Annotated in this window: 8 protein-coding genes and 3 rRNA genes; 7 read left to right on the top strand and 4 right to left on the bottom strand. The window is 55.9% G+C overall.

What is annotated here, in order from left to right; genetic code table 11:
- The first annotated feature begins 35 nt into the window (after nt 1-35).
- From DNK50_RS03995 to DNK50_RS03980, 4 genes are read left to right on the top strand one after another with little or no spacing between them, the layout of a single operon-like run.
- Nucleotides 36-794: a DUF3050 domain-containing protein gene (locus tag DNK50_RS03995; RefSeq protein ID WP_112192880.1), complete on the top strand. Its 759-nt coding sequence runs from the start codon at nt 36-38 to the stop codon at nt 792-794.
- Nucleotides 791-1,738, top strand: a complete 948-nt coding sequence (locus DNK50_RS03990; RefSeq protein WP_112192879.1) for a diiron oxygenase — start codon at nt 791-793, stop codon at nt 1,736-1,738. Before DNK50_RS03995 ends, DNK50_RS03990 begins: the two co-directional genes overlap by 4 nt.
- On the top strand, nt 1,735-5,112 hold the full coding sequence (locus DNK50_RS03985) for an amino acid adenylation domain-containing protein (protein WP_112192878.1): 3,378 nt from the start codon (nt 1,735-1,737) through the stop codon (nt 5,110-5,112). Before DNK50_RS03990 ends, DNK50_RS03985 begins: the two co-directional genes overlap by 4 nt.
- A 19-nt stretch (nt 5,113-5,131) precedes the next feature.
- Nucleotides 5,132-5,596 (top strand): SRPBCC family protein, encoded by a 465-nt coding sequence (locus DNK50_RS03980; RefSeq protein ID WP_112192877.1) that lies wholly within the window; start codon nt 5,132-5,134, stop codon nt 5,594-5,596.
- Nucleotides 5,597-5,633: 37 nt separating this feature from the next.
- Here the strand turns inward: DNK50_RS03980 and DNK50_RS03975 are convergent, their stop codons facing one another.
- Nucleotides 5,634-7,514: a methyl-accepting chemotaxis protein gene (locus DNK50_RS03975; protein ID WP_099584297.1), complete on the bottom strand. Its 1,881-nt coding sequence runs from the start codon at nt 7,512-7,514 to the stop codon at nt 5,634-5,636.
- A gap of 280 nt (nt 7,515-7,794) precedes the next feature.
- Between DNK50_RS03975 and DNK50_RS03970 the strand changes: the two genes are divergently transcribed.
- The 3 genes from DNK50_RS03970 (at nt 7,795) to DNK50_RS03960 (ending at nt 11,873) form a co-directional block, all read left to right on the top strand.
- Complete coding sequence (locus DNK50_RS03970; protein WP_099584296.1) at nt 7,795-8,319, top strand: sigma-70 family RNA polymerase sigma factor; 525 nt, start codon at nt 7,795-7,797, stop codon at nt 8,317-8,319.
- A complete protein-coding gene (locus DNK50_RS03965; protein WP_112192876.1) occupies nt 8,303-9,286 on the top strand; it encodes a FecR domain-containing protein in 984 nt (327 codons plus the stop codon). Before DNK50_RS03970 ends, DNK50_RS03965 begins: the two co-directional genes overlap by 17 nt.
- A gap of 91 nt (nt 9,287-9,377) precedes the next feature.
- Nucleotides 9,378-11,873 (top strand): TonB-dependent siderophore receptor, encoded by a 2,496-nt coding sequence (locus DNK50_RS03960; protein WP_099584294.1) that lies wholly within the window; start codon nt 9,378-9,380, stop codon nt 11,871-11,873.
- Between the two features lie 83 nt (nt 11,874-11,956).
- Here the strand turns inward: DNK50_RS03960 and rrf (DNK50_RS03955) are convergent.
- The 3 genes from rrf (DNK50_RS03955) to DNK50_RS03945 form a co-directional block, all read right to left on the bottom strand.
- Nucleotides 11,957-12,072 (bottom strand): 5S ribosomal RNA (gene rrf / locus DNK50_RS03955).
- A gap of 108 nt (nt 12,073-12,180) precedes the next feature.
- Nucleotides 12,181-12,296, bottom strand: a 5S ribosomal RNA gene (gene rrf, locus DNK50_RS03950).
- Nucleotides 12,297-12,447: 151 nt separating this feature from the next.
- A 23S ribosomal RNA gene (locus tag DNK50_RS03945) occupies nt 12,448-15,339 on the bottom strand.
- Nucleotides 15,340-15,529: the final 190 nt, after the last annotated feature.

Here is a 15,529-nt window from a genome sequence, read left to right as displayed (position 1 = left end):
TCTACAGCAGACGCAATAATTTATAGGCATCAACCATGCATCAACCGTTACTGGAACAAAAAAAACTGCAGTTATACAGCCATCCGTTATTTGCGGAAATAACTTCACTTAGCAAGTTACGACACTTTATGGAAGGCCATGTTTTCGCTGTTTGGGACTTCATGACACTCACCAAACGCCTGCAACAGGACCTGACCTGCACTCACTTGCCCTGGCTGCCACCCTGCGACCCGCAAGCTGCACGCCTGATCAATGAAATAGTGCTGAGCGAAGAGTCAGACACGCATCCCCGTGGAGGCCATTGCAGCCACTTCGAGCTGTACCTGGAAGCCATGGCCGAGGTCGGCGCCAGCACCTCTGCAATCAACCGTTTCGTTGCGCTCCTGCGTCAAGGCGCGACGGCAGATATGGCCTTGCACGAGGTTGCGCCGCCGGCCGGGGTGGCCCGTTTTGTCAGGGCAACGTTATGCGTCGCGGTAAACGCGCCCACGCACTGTGTGGCGGCTGCGTTTCTTTACGGCCGCGAGCATGTCATCCCCGCGATATTTGAGCGCATCCTGCAAGCGGATGCGTCGATCCTGCATCAGGCGCCTACCTTGTGCGGCTATCTCAAGCGCCACATCGAACTGGATACACAGGATCATGGCCCGGCGGCGGAGCAACTGCTCGAACGTCTGCTCAGTGCAGATCCAGCGTATGCCCAACAAGCCGGGGATACAGCCCTCGCCGCCATGCAAAGTCGCATCGACTTATGGGACGAGTTGCGGGTCTCGTTGCAAGGGGTACGCCCATGAACACTGCCAATTACCCCGCCATTGCCGAAGATTGGGAGCGCCGCGCAACCGTTCGCACACGCCCTCGCCGCCTGCTGGAAAACGATGACAAGTTGATCTACCCCTTGTGCCGCCAGCCATTGGTACTCAGCACAGCCCTTGTTCAACATTGCCCGCAGTGGCGCGACTTCGTGCTGGTGCAAAGCTTTTACAAGTTCATCAATGACGTGGTCATCTTCGAGACTGAAATCGTCGATAAAACTGCCCGCAGCATAGCCAAGAATCGCTTCTCGCTGCCCTTCCCCCTCGCCTGCCGCGTTGACGCGATGACCGTTGTGGTGGACGAGGACTATCACGCGCTGGTTGCACTGGATTTTCTGCAACAGACGGTGGCCATGACGGGCATACAACCGCTGGACCTGCCCGGGCAAATCGAGTTGAGCCGCGCGCTGCCGGCGGCACAAGCCCTGGCACCCGCTCACCTGAGCGATGCGGTGGAGTTGATTGGCGTGGCCATCGCCGAAAACACCGTCACCCAGGATGTAGCAGCGTTTTCCAAGGACAACAGTGTCAAAGCGTCGGTTCGCGGCTTGATGGCCGACCACTTGTTTGACGAAGGTCGCCACGCGCAATTCTGGACGCGGCTGGTGCGCATTTATTGGCAGGCCGCGAGTGCCGATGACCGCGACAGCATCGCTCAAGTGCTGCCGACGTTCCTGGCGCATTACCTGACCAACGACCTGCAGAAGAACTTCGACCTGCATCTGGTTGATCATCTGGACATCAATGACAAAGTACGCAATGCACTGCGCGATGAGGTCATGGCACTGGCGTTCCCCATCAGCCGCCATCACCCATTGATGGGCAATATCATGACCTTCCTTCAGCACAGCGGTTTATTGCAGACACCCAGTGTTGCGCAGGCGTTGAACGACTACCTGCCAGCGTCCGGGAGGCCCACATGAGGCGACTGAACATTGGCTGGAGCGGCGCCAGCAGCGCTTTGAACGATATCCGGCAAGTGCTTGAGCAATACGGGCATATCTCAAGCGACGACGCCCTCGACCTGTTGATTGACGATGGCAGCCAACCACCGCCGATCCACGCTGACCAAACCCCATGGATTCGCCTGCGCGTGGGCATTGGTCCGGTCGCCGACGGCGGGCTGCCCCAGCTGCAAGTGCGCGCTTATGCGCACGACTGGCGGACAGTTGCCGTACTGCACATCGCCGACGAGCCCAGTGGAAACGGTCACCGGCTGCGCCAGCAGGCGATGGGTGCGCTGGTCGAATGGGTCGTGCTGCACGTCAGTGGCTTCGCCCGCGATCCAGGGTACTTTTCTGCAACCGCAGTTGCCAATGAGTGGCCCGAGCAGGACTTGCGAGCCTTGGAGGCGCTGGCGTTTCTTCATCGATTCAACCGTACGGCAGACCTCACGTTGATGCAGGAAGCGCGGGTGTCGCCAATCGAACAACTGCAGGCCAGCCTGCACACCTTCGCCGAACGCCCAGCGCTGAACATCGCCGGCAGCCAGGTGACCTACCGTCAATTGCATCGCCACGCCCTGGCGATCCAGCAACGATTGCTGCCCTTGCTGGACACCGCAGACGCGCCGCCGGTGGTGGGTGTGTACCTGGAAAAATCCACTGAGCTATACGCCAGTATTCTCGCAGTGCTGGGCTGTGGCGCGGTGTACATGCCGCTCGGCACCGAGCAGCCCGCTCAACGCCATCACGTCATGCTCGAAAGCGCGGGGGCTCGCGTATTGCTGGACGCCGGTCAGCATCCATTGCGGGGGCGTTTTGTGTCAGTGGATGTGCGCAGTGTCGCTCCCCTCGACGCCGACATCACACGCCCGTTGATACGCCAACGCCCGCACCCAGATGCCCCCTGCATCGCGCTTTATACATCGGGCACCACCGGCCGGCCCAAGGGCGTGCTGCTCAGCCAATACAACCTGGCGCACTTCACGGCGTGGTTCAAGCGCTGCATGGGTTTGGACGCGCAGAGCCGCGTCCTGCAGTTCTCGCCGTTGAGCTTCGATTCGTCGCTGATCGATATTTTCCCTGCCTTGATAGCCGGTGCCGAGTTGGTCGTCCCAAGCGAAGAGCAACGGCGCGATCCTCACCAACTGCTTGAAATGCTCCACCAGCACTGTGTCACCCACGCCTTTCTGCCGCCCGCCCTGCTCAACATCCTGCCGCCCGACGCCTGGTTGGGGCTAACGCACCTGCTGACGGGAGGCGATGCGTGCGAGCCTCATGTGATCGAGCGACTGGCGGGGCAATGTCAGTTTCACAACCTCTACGGCCCTACAGAGGCGACGGTATTGGTCACCCATCGGGTGATGCAGGTCGGCGACAGCAACCGCAGCCTTGGCCTGCCCATTGCCAATAGCCAGGTGCTGATCCTTGATGCCGACCTGCAACCGGTGGATGAACAGGTGATGGGCGAGGTGTACATCATCGGCCCTGGGGTAAGCCTGGGATATGTGAACGAACCGCAACAAGCGGCCAGCGCTTTCGTCGAACTGACAGTGCCCGGTGGCCGGAACCTGCAGGCCTACCGCAGCGGCGACCTGGCCAAGTGGACCACCGAGGGCATTGTGCTGGGTGGGCGATGCGACGATCAGGTGAAGATCCGTGGCTTTCGGATTGAGCCTCAGGAAATTGAGCAATGCCTGCGCAACAGCCGGTTGTATCGCCAGGTGGCGGTAGTTATCGATGGTGAAAACAGAATCCGATGTTTTGTCGCCCAGCCTGAACCGGGTGCTACGGTGGCAGGCCTGCAGCAATATGTGCGGCTGTGGCTGCCGGATTACATGCAGCCCGACGGTTGGGTCGAGTTGGCGGGTATGCCGTACACCTGCAATGGAAAAGTCGACCGTAAAACCCTGTTGGCGCTACCGTTTGAGCCCCCTTTGCGGCCTTCTCCTTGCACTGCATGCACCCCGTTTCAAACGCGGTTAAGCAGCCTGTGGGGTGAGTTGCTGGCGTTGCCCGTTGATCGGCTGTCCATGGATGACAGCTTCTTCGATCTAGGCGGTCATTCAATGTTGCTGTCGATGCTGATGCTGCGTGTTCGCGAGCAATTCGGCGGTGGTTTCACGCTAGGTCACTTCCTGGAAGTACCGACGATCCGTACCCTCGCAACCCTGCTGGAGAAAGGTGAACGGCCCGATGCTCCCTTTGCTCAGGCGATTCGGGATGCCCAGCGGAAGTGGGTGATCAACACGCTGACACAAGACCGTGCGGGGGATCCCCGCAAAGTGATCGTGACGGGGGCCAACAGTTTCGTCGGCAGCCATATCGTCGAAGCCTTACTGGCCGGCGGTGCAACCCAGGTTGCCTGCCTGGTACGCGAGGAGCCGGGGAATACCGCGATGGCCCGGTTTACCGAGGCGTTGCGCGAGTACCGCCTGGCACACCTTGACCTGAGCCGGGTGCACGTCTTCGCGGCCGATATCAGCCAGCCGCAATTGGGCTTGAGCCGTGAGGTGTACGACGCCCTTGCAGAGGATTTCGGCGCACTGGTGCACAACGCGGCACGGGTCAACCACGTACTGGACTACCTCTCACTGGCGAGGGACAACGTCGACCCCATATTCGAATGCCTGCGTTTATGTGAAACACGCAGCAAAAAAGTCTTCAATTTTGTCTCGACACTGTCGGCCTCCAGCAGCATCAATTCGCGGGGACATGTGCTGGAAACACCTGCGGCGACCACATTGCCGCTGTACATCAAGAACGGCTACAACCTGTCCAAGTGGGTTGCCGAGCGGCAGCTGGGAGGCGCACTCGCCCAAGGTGCCTGGGTGAATATCTATCGTCCCGGGAATATCAGTTTCAACAGCCGCAACGGTGTCTGCCAGCCGCAAAAAAACCGCCTGATGTTGATGCTCAAGGGGTCTCTGCAACTGGGCTTGCTGCCGCATTTGGATTTGAACTTCGATTTGATGCCTGTGGATTTTCTGGCGCGCTTCATGGCGTTCCACTGCGGCCGCTTTGAGGCCGACAGAAACGTGTTCAACCTGCATAACCCACAACCCTTGAGTTGGGAGCGCTACCTGGATGCATTCAGCCAGGCAGGCCACCCCTTCGAACGAGTGAGCATTGCGCAATGGCAGCAGGCGTTACGAACGGTGGGACCGGACAACGCAATGTTTGGCGTACTTGGTTTCTACCTTGATCGCCTGGATGAGGACATCGGCGACACTTCGACGATTCGCCACGACAACGCGCGGCACGGTGTTCAGCAGATGGGGGAGTCCTACCCCGAAAAAGATTCGGTGCTGTTGAGCAAAGGCTGTAACTACCTCAAGGCCATCGGCTTTCTTTGAAACGCCTCAGGACAACCTCATGAAACCGCTGCAACCTGATACGTTAATCCGCAACCCGAACGGCGCGCCGATCGTCGCCTGCGTCGTGGTCGATTGCCCTGCCAGCCACCTCTGGAACGCGGTGGGTCAGTTCGGGGGCTTCGATGCATTCATTCCTGCCCTGACGCATATCGAAATGACCGGCGCCGGTGTGGGCGCGTTGCGCACGAAGTTTTTCCACGATGGCAACCTCGTGGTGGAACAGCTCAATAGCCGGGATGAGCATGCGATGCGCATGACCTGGACCACGATCTACAACACCCTGGGCGTGGCCAGGTTGTGGGCGGCAATCAACGTAGAAGCACTTGGAGAACAGTGCTCCAAGGTAACCTGGACCGTTATTGCCGAGCCCGAAGACAAGGGGCAGGAGGGATTTGAACAGTTTGTGCAGGGGTTCGTCGACAGCGCCCTGGAGAATGTCCGCCGCTTGCTGGCAAAGCGGTAGGAGCGAAATCGCTCGCTCCTACCACACACTCGGCAGATCAAATCTTGAAGCTATCGACCAGCTGCTTCAACCGATTGGCTTGTTGCGAGAGCGCATCGCAGTCCTTCAGGGTTTCGTTGAGATTGGTCACGCCCTGTTGGTTCAGCAGGTTGATCTGGTTGATGTCGACGTTGAGGGTTTCCACCACGGCAGTCTGTTCCTCGGTGGCCGCAGCGACGGACTGGTTCATGCCGTCGATCTCGACGATTCGCTGCGTAACGCTGACCAGGCGCTCGCCCGCCTGGTTGGCCACTTGAACGCTTTCTTCACTGGAGGTCTGACTGGCATTCATGGTGGTCACTGCCTCACGCGAACCCACTTGCAGCGAAGTGATCATTTTATGAATCTCTTCAGCCGACTCCTGGGTACGGTGAGCCAGGTTACGCACCTCATCAGCGACCACGGCAAATCCGCGTCCTGCTTCACCGGCACGAGCCGCTTCGATGGCCGCGTTCAATGCCAGCAGGTTGGTTTGCTGGGAAATACCTTTGATCACATCAAGGATGTGGCCGATGTTGTCAGTGCTGGCGTTCAGAGTTTCGATCTGGGTGCAAGACAGGCTGATCTTTTGCGACAGCTCCGACATTGCCAGGATGGTTTGCTCAACTACTTTGCGCCCATCGTCGGCCTGCTCGCTGGCACCACTGGCGTGCTGTGAAGCGTCGGCGGCGTTACGTGCGATTTCCTGGGTAGCGGCGCCCAGCTCGTTGATGGCTGCGGCCACGCTGTTGGTGCGTGCGCTCTGCTCGTCAGAGCCGATGATCGAGGCATTGGACGACGCCATCACACGCTGGGACAAGTCATGCACCTGGCGTGTGGCTGAGGACACTTCGGAAATCGAGGCGTGAATACGCTCCACGAACCGGTTGAACGCACTGCCCACTTCTCCGAACTCGTCTTTGCTGGTGACCGCCAGGCGGCGGGTCAGGTCGCCCTCGCCTTGGGCAATGTCCTGCATGGCAATACCCATGGTGGTCAGGGGCCGCAGCAGCACTTGGATCAGCAAGCTCAAGAGCACGGCAATCGCGACGACGGCGATCAGCATGGCAATCAATGCGGACGTACGGAATTTACCCAGCGGTGCGTAGGCTTTGTCTTTATCAATCGACAGACCGATATACCAATCAGCACCAGGCAAGCCACTGATAGGCGTGAACGACAGGATGCGATCCTGGCCTTTGAGGACGACCTCCTGGTTAAGTTTCTCGATGCGCAGGCTGATGCCAGGATAGATATCCTTGAGGTTTTTCATCACTTGGTCTTCGTCAGGGCTGACGATGACTTGGCCGTCACCGCTGACCAGGAACGCATGGCCGATACCGCCGAAATCCACCGAGTTGATGATCTTCACCAGGGTTTGCAGGCTCAGGTCTCCGCCGACCACGCCGAGCAACTCGCCATTCTTTTTCACCGGCATGGCGATCGTTACGATCTGCCCTCCCACTGCGGCCATATAGGGCGGCGTGAGCATGGGTTTATCGGCAGCCACCGCTTGTTTGTACCAAGGACGCTGACGAGGGTCGTAACCGTCAGGCATCTTTGCGTCCGGGCGCTGGGTGAACACCCCGTTAGTTTGGCCAACATAGGTGAACTGGAAGTTCGAAGTGAACGCTGGTTGATCGACCAACCCCGGGAGGTCAGCCCCACTGCCTTGGTGGGCAACGTTTTGCGTCAGGCTTTCGAGCACCAATATTCGACCGCTGAGCCAGTTCTGCACGCTGCTGGCGGTGAGCTCACCAGACTGCTGAATAGACGACTCCAGGTTCTGCTTGATGGTGCTGCGCTGCAGATAGTCGTTGTAAAGGGTAAATAACGCGAAGGCCAGAACCACAACGCCTGACGCGGCCAACAAAATTTTATGACTGAATTTGAGATTCATTTCATCGACTTCTTTTTGCCAAAGGGGGGTGAGCGGGCCGAATGGAGCATTCCATGTAACGGTGTCGGCAGCTTCTCAGGCCGCTCTATTTCGGTGCACACATGGCTTATCAGGCTTTCGGCCACGTCGAAGCAAAACTTAGGGGTTTGTGGGAAAGATCTTCTTTTTAAGTAGGAAACCGACCAGTGGTTGTCGTACAAGGACCAGAGTTGCAAATTTTTTCCGCCTATCAAACAATGCGACTAATTATCATTTGTGACGTCTGGCCGAGCTCGTTTACATGCCGCCCTCTGAGTACATCTCGTGTGAAGAAAACGTTGTGCAGGCGCTTTACTGCACCCACCACAACTGGCTGAACACTTGGCTGCGCAGCCGCCTGGGTAATGCAGCCGATGCTGCAGACCTGGCTCAAGACACCTTCGTACGCCTGCTGCAGAGAACCGAGCGTTTTGAACTCAAGGCGCCACGGGCATTTTTGCGCACAATTGCCCGAGGTTTAGTCATTGATCACTGGCGCCGCGAGGAGATCGAACGGGCCTATCTCGAATCAATCGCCCATCTGCCCGAAGCGTTGGCGCCGAGTGCTGAGGCGCGAGTATCGGTGCTGGAGTTGCTGGAGGACATCGCCCGGCTTTTGGAAGGCTTGAAACCCAAGGTGCGTAAGGCATTTCTGATGGCCCAGTGTGATGGGCTAACGTACAAACTGATCGCGCAGCAGATGGGTATCTCACTGAGGTCAGTTGAACGTTATGTCGCCGAGGCGCTTTATCACTGCTACGTCCTGCGTTATGGCACCCATGGATAACTCCACACGCTGCGGCCCAGATCCTAGGGTGGTCAAGCAGGCTATCAGTTGGATGCTGCGCTTGCGTAACAACAGCGCCAACACTCAGTTGCTCGTGCAATGTGAGCACTGGCGCGAAGCTCATCATGATCATGAACTGGCTTGGCAACGGGTTCAGGCGCTGCAGCAGGAGCTGAATAGCCAGCTGACCGCGATCCCCGAGACGCACAGGGCACTGGAAAACAGTGCTCAGGGCCTTGGGCGGCGGCAGGCACTGAAGCTATTGTCCGGAGCACTGTTGGTGGGTTCGGCGGTATGGGTAAGCCGGGATCTGAGCGGTTGGCAGCGCTGGACTTCTGACTTCGCAACAGCCACCGGCGAGCGCCGCAACATGCAACTGCCCGAGGGCACTCGCCTGCAACTCAACACAGACAGTGCGGTAGACCTGGATTTCAAAGCGCTGCAGCGTCTGATCACATTGGTGCGTGGGGAAATGCTGGTGACCTGCGGCGCTGCTTTGTCTGCCCCCTTGTTGGTTCAAACGCGCCATGGCTTGCTCGAAGGCATCGAAGGGCGCTTTACCGTTCGCCAGGACAACGACTGCACACGCTTGAATGTGGTCAGCGGTAATGTAGTGATTCACTCACCTCACAGACCTGATGGACTTTCGACGCGCGTTCGCGCGGGAGAGAGTTACCTCCTGCGTCAGACCGAAGCCATGCTTGTTCCTCCACCGGATATGGACGTTGCTGCGTGGGCGGATGGGCTGATTGTGACTCGAAATATGCGACTCGCCGATTTCCTTTCAGAAGTTGGGCGTTATCGCCCTGGCCATTTGGGCTGCTCGATGGATATTGCAGATTTACGGCTATCGGGTGTGTTCCGTCTGGAGGACACCGATAAGTTGCTGGCGATACTTGCGCGCACACTGCCGGTACACGTGCGCTATCGCACGCCTTGGTGGGTGAGCCTGGAGCGGAGGGTCTGATTTTTACTTTTTTTGGCGGCTTTTTTCCCAGAGTCCGGCTTAGTCAGTAAGCCAATCAATCTGCCCTTACCGGCCTCTACGGATCTTGATCATGCCTGTGTGTTTTCCCCGCAATACTTGCGACTCTTCCTACCCCCTATTGGGTCAAGCCATACGCGCAGCATTGCTATCGACGGCGCTGGGTATCAGTACGGTGCCGATCACTGTCTTGGCCACAGAAGGCAGCGCAGAGCTGGTTAATCAACACTACGAGATACCTGCAGGACCGCTGAGCGAGGTGCTCAATGAGTTCTCTCGACGGGCTGGCATTACTCTGTCCAGCACGCCTGCACAAACTCAGGGCCGGCAGTCGGTGGGGCTAAAAGGTGACTACTCTGCCGAGCAGGGTTTTACTCGTCTGCTAGAAGGCACAGGGTTGCAGGCAGTATCCGGAGACGGTGTCAGCTTTGTCTTGCAGGTGCTGCCGGAAAGCAACGCGCTGACTCTACCGACCACCGACATCAAGGGTTTCGCCTTGGGCAATGCCCTTGGGAGCATGGAAGGCTACAACGCGACTCACAGCCAGATCGCTACCAAGACTAGCACCGCCCTACTGGAGACCTCGCAATCGGTTTCGGTAGTGACGCGTGAGCAAATGGATGACCAAGGCTCCCAGACCGTTTCCCAAGCCATGCGTTACACACCTGGCGTGCTGACCAACCCCTATGGCGCAACGCATCGGTATGACTACGTGGCGATGCGCGGTTTCAATGATGGCTCGGTGGATAACATTTACCTTGATGGTTTGAAGTCCATGGGGGACAGCGGCACCTATAGCACGATGCAAGTTGATCCGTATTTCCTGGAGCGCGTGGACATTCTCAAGGGGCCTTCCTCGGTACTGTATGGGCGCAGCTCGCCCGGCGGCTTGGTGGCACTGACCAGCAAGAAGCCGCTGTTCGAGCCTTATCACCAGGTTCAAGCGACAGTGGGAAGCAACGGGCAACGGGGGATGGGATTTGACTTCAGCGGCCCAGTGGATGAAGACAAGCGCATCGCCTATCGACTGACAGGGCTGGCGGATAAATCCGACACCCAATTCGACTACGCCAAGGAGAAGCGCTACGCATTGGCGCCAACTCTGAGCATCGACTTTACCGACGATACTTCACTGACGTTACAGGCCTATCTTCAGCATGATCCTGATGGCGGCTATCACAGCGGGATGCCAGCGGATGGCACACTGCATCAGCGCAATGGGCAGCGAATCTCCAACCACTTCTTTGAAGGTGAGCCCGGAGTTGACGGCTACAAGCGAGACCAGCAGTCGTTCGGCTATCAGTTTGAGCATCGCTTCGATGATGTGTTAACCGCACGACAGAACTTTCGCTACCTGGATTCCAAGGTGCAATTGGATCAGGTGTACGCCTATGGCTGGACCACTCCGACCAGTAATGAGCTGAATCGCTATTACTCGGGCGGTGATGAGAAGCTGCATGCATTCATCATCGACAACATGTTGCAGGCTGAATTTTTTACTGGGGCGACCAAGCACACCACGCTGTTGGGTGCGGACTATCAACGGCGTAAAACAGTGGTGGATTGGACGAGTGGGTCGCTTGAGTCAATCAATGCGTTTAACCCCACCTACGGCAACTCCGCTATCAGCTATTACAGCCCTACCAGCTATCTACGACGGTTAGAGCAGACCGGGGTTTATCTGCAAGACCTGATCGAAATGGATAAATGGCGGTTTTCATTGGGGTTGCGTCAGGACTGGGTACAGACCTCTGACGAAAACCGCGTTGCAGAGACGAATCGGCCAGCGGGTACTGAGATCGGTGATAAGCGCACTAAACTCACTGGACGCGCAGGTGCGTTGTACCTGTTTGATAGTGGCCTGGCACCCTATGTCAGCTACTCCGAGTCGTTCAATCCCAACTCCTATTCCGACAGTACAGGCACTCCGCTGGCACCTACCGATGGGACACAGTGGGAAGTAGGGTTGAAGTATCAGCCGCCAGGCACCGAAAACTTGTTCACGGCATCGTGGTTTCGCATCGATCAGGAAAATCTGGCAACCAAGCTACCGCAGGAAAACTTCTATCGTGGTGTCGGCGCTGTGCGCTCGCAGGGGCTGGAATTGGAGGCGCACATGCAGCTAACCGATAACCTCAAGCTCTTGGGCAGCTATACCTTTACCGATATCGAGTACTCCAAGTCGATGGTGAGTACCTTGAGCACTGCTGACAATCTGATTGAGAACAAGGGTAACTCGCCGACGCAGGCACCTCGTCATATGGCGTCGATCTGGGCTGACTATAAGTTTGAGATTGGCGCACTGGATGGGTTGAGGCTTGGAGGTGGCGTGCGGTATGTAGGTTATAGCTGGGCAGATGCGGAGAATACGATGAAGGTGCCTTCCTATACGCTGTACGACGCGTCGGTAGGATATGACTTAGGTAAGGTCGGTTTGAAGGGCGTGGATGTGCGGCTTAATGCGAACAATTTGACCAATGAAACTTATGTAGCGTCCTGTGCCAGTCTGAACTTCTGCTATCTAGGAGAGAAACGTAACTTGAGCGCGACCGTCAGTTACCAGTTCTGATCCGTTAGTGGGGACCACACCCACCAGCGGCTCTAAACGACAAAACCCCTGTCTGTTTAACAGACAGGGGTTTCGGAATTTAATCTTGACGATGACCTACTCTCGCATGGGGAAACCCCACACTACCATCGGCGATGCATCGTTTCACTGCTGAGTTCGGGATGGGATCAGGTGGTTCCAATGCTCTATGGTCGTCAAGAAATTCTGTGTATCGGATCGTTGCGTTAGCATCGCTCCGATGAAATTCATGAGTTTCTACATAAAACAAAACCCCATCTGCTTTCGCAAATGGGGTTCTGGAATTTAATCTTGACGATGACCTACTCTCACATGGGGAAACCCCACACTACCATCGGCGATGCATCGTTTCACTACTGAGTTCGGGATGGGATCAGGTGGTTCCAATGCTCTATGGTCGTCAAGAAATTCGGGTACTGAGTCGTGACCTGTTGGCCTCGCTTCAGCAAATTGGGTATGTGATAGCTTTCGGTGTTTTGTGAGCGTCGAACTTTCGGTTCATCTCGTCTTCACACACCGCAATCTGGCCTTTCGACGCAAATTGCTTGGGTGTTATATGGTCAAGCCTCACGGGCAATTAGTATTGGTTAGCTCAACGCCTCACAGCGCTTACACACCCAACCTATCAACGTCGTAGTCTTCGACGGCCCTTCAGGGAACTCAAGGTTCCAGTGAGATCTCATCTTGAGGCTAGTTTCCCGCTTAGATGCTTTCAGCGGTTATCTATTCCGAACATAGCTACCCGGCAATGCCACTGGCGTGACAACCGGAACACCAGAGGTTCGTCCACTCCGGTCCTCTCGTACTAGGAGCAGCCCCTCTCAAATCTCAAACGTCCACGGCAGATAGGGACCGAACTGTCTCACGACGTTCTAAACCCAGCTCGCGTACCACTTTAAATGGCGAACAGCCATACCCTTGGGACCGGCTTCAGCCCCAGGATGTGATGAGCCGACATCGAGGTGCCAAACACCGCCGTCGATATGAACTCTTGGGCGGTATCAGCCTGTTATCCCCGGAGTACCTTTTATCCGTTGAGCGATGGCCCTTCCATACAGAACCACCGGATCACTAAGACCTACTTTCGTACCTGCTCGACGTGTCTGTCTCGCAGTCAAGCGCGCTTTTGCCTTTATACTCTACGACCGATTTCCGACCGGTCTGAGCGCACCTTCGTACTCCTCCGTTACTCTTTAGGAGGAGACCGCCCCAGTCAAACTACCCACCATACACTGTCCTCGATCCGGATAACGGACCTGAGTTAGAACCTCAAAGTTGCCAGGGTGGTATTTCAAGGTTGGCTCCACGCAGACTGGCGTCCACGCTTCAAAGCCTCCCACCTATCCTACACAAGCAAATTCAAAGTCCAGTGCAAAGCTATAGTAAAGGTTCACGGGGTCTTTCCGTCTAGCCGCGGATACACTGCATCTTCACAGCGATTTCAATTTCACTGAGTCTCGGGTGGAGACAGCGCCGCCATCGTTACGCCATTCGTGCAGGTCGGAACTTACCCGACAAGGAATTTCGCTACCTTAGGACCGTTATAGTTACGGCCGCCGTTTACCGGGGCTTCGATCAAGAGCTTCGCGTTAGCTAACCCCATCAATTAACCTTCCGGCACCGGGCAGGCGTCACACCCTATACGTCCACTTTCGTGTTTGCAGAGTGCTGTGTTTTTAATAAACAGTCGCAGCGGCCTGGTATCTTCGACCGGCATGAGCTTACGGAGCAAGTCCTTCACCCTCACCGGCGCACCTTCTCCCGAAGTTACGGTGCCATTTTGCCTAGTTCCTTCACCCGAGTTCTCTCAAGCGCCTTGGTATTCTCTACCCAACCACCTGTGTCGGTTTGGGGTACGGTTCCTGGTTACCTGAAGCTTAGAAGCTTTTCTTGGAAGCATGGCATCAACCACTTCGCTAACTAAAAGTTAGCTCGTCATCAGCTCTCGGCCTTAAGATCCCGGATTTACCTAAGATCTCAGCCTACCACCTTAAACTTGGACAACCAACGCCAAGCTGGCCTAGCCTTCTCCGTCCCTCCATCGCAATAACCAGAAGTACAGGAATATTAACCTGTTTTCCATCGACTACGCTTTTCAGCCTCGCCTTAGGGACCGACTAACCCTGCGTCGATTAACGTTGCGCAGGAAACCTTGGTCTTTCGGCGTGGGTGTTTTTCACACCCATTGTCGTTACTCATGTCAGCATTCGCACTTCTGATACCTCCAGCAAGCTTCTCAACTCACCTTCACAGGCTTACAGAACGCTCCTCTACCGCATCACTTACGTGATACCCGTAGCTTCGGTGTATGGTTTGAGCCCCGTTACATCTTCCGCGCAGGCCGACTCGACTAGTGAGCTATTACGCTTTCTTTAAAGGGTGGCTGCTTCTAAGCCAACCTCCTAGCTGTCTAAGCCTTCCCACATCGTTTCCCACTTAACCATAACTTTGGGACCTTAGCTGACGGTCTGGGTTGTTTCCCTTTTCACGACGGACGTTAGCACCCGCCGTGTGTCTCCCATGCTCGGCACTTGTAGGTATTCGGAGTTTGCATCGGTTTGGTAAGTCGGGATGACCCCCTAGCCGAAACAGTGCTCTACCCCCTACAGTGATACATGAGGCGCTACCTAAATAGCTTTCGAGGAGAACCAGCTATCTCCGAGCTTGATTAGCCTTTCACTCCGATCCACAGGTCATCCGCTAACTTTTCAACGGTAGTCGGTTCGGTCCTCCAGTTAGTGTTACCCAACCTTCAACCTGCCCATGGATAGATCGCCCGGTTTCGGGTCTATTCCCAGCGACTAGACGCCCTATTAAGACTCGCTTTCGCTACGCCTCCCCTATTCGGTTAAGCTCGCCACTGAAAATAAGTCGCTGACCCATTATACAAAAGGTACGCAGTCACCCAACAAAGTGGGCTCCCACTGCTTGTACGCATACGGTTTCAGGATCTATTTCACTCCCCTCTCCGGGGTTCTTTTCGCCTTTCCCTCACGGTACTAGTTCACTATCGGTCAGTCAGTAGTATTTAGCCTTGGAGGATGGTCCCCCCATATTCAGACAAAGTTTCTCGTGCTCCGTCCTACTCGATTTCATGACTAAGAGATTTTCGCGTACAGGGCTATCACCCACTATGGCCGCACTTTCCAGAGCGTTCCGCTAATCTCAAAGCCACTTAAGGGCTAGTCCCCGTTCGCTCGCCACTACTAAGGGAATCTCGGTTGATTTCTTTTCCTCAGGGTACTTAGATGTTTCAGTTCCCCTGGTTCGCCTCTTACGCCTATGTATTCAGCGTAAGATAACCATCTTATGATGGCTGGGTTCCCCCATTCAGACATCTCCGGATCAAAGTCTGTTTGCCGACTCCCCGAAGCTTTTCGCAGGCTACCACGTCTTTCATCGCCTCTGACTGCCAAGGCATCCACCGTATGCGCTTCTTCACTTGACCATATAACCCCAAGCAATCTGGTTATACTGTGAAGACAACATTCGCCGAAAATTCGAATTTCTCAATTAAGAGAACTCACAAATTTTACCTTAGCCTGATCCGTTACCAGTGAAAGTAACGTTCAGTCTATCTTTCTATCACATACCCAAATTTTTAAAGAACGATCTAATCAAAGACTAGAAATCAACAT

It is taken from the genome of Pseudomonas sp. LG1E9 (genome assembly GCF_003290225.1).
Classification (GTDB): domain Bacteria; phylum Pseudomonadota; class Gammaproteobacteria; order Pseudomonadales; family Pseudomonadaceae; genus Aquipseudomonas; species Aquipseudomonas cyclaminis.
The sequence above is the reverse complement of the archived record's forward strand: the minus strand, read 5'-3'. Positions and strand labels throughout refer to the sequence as shown.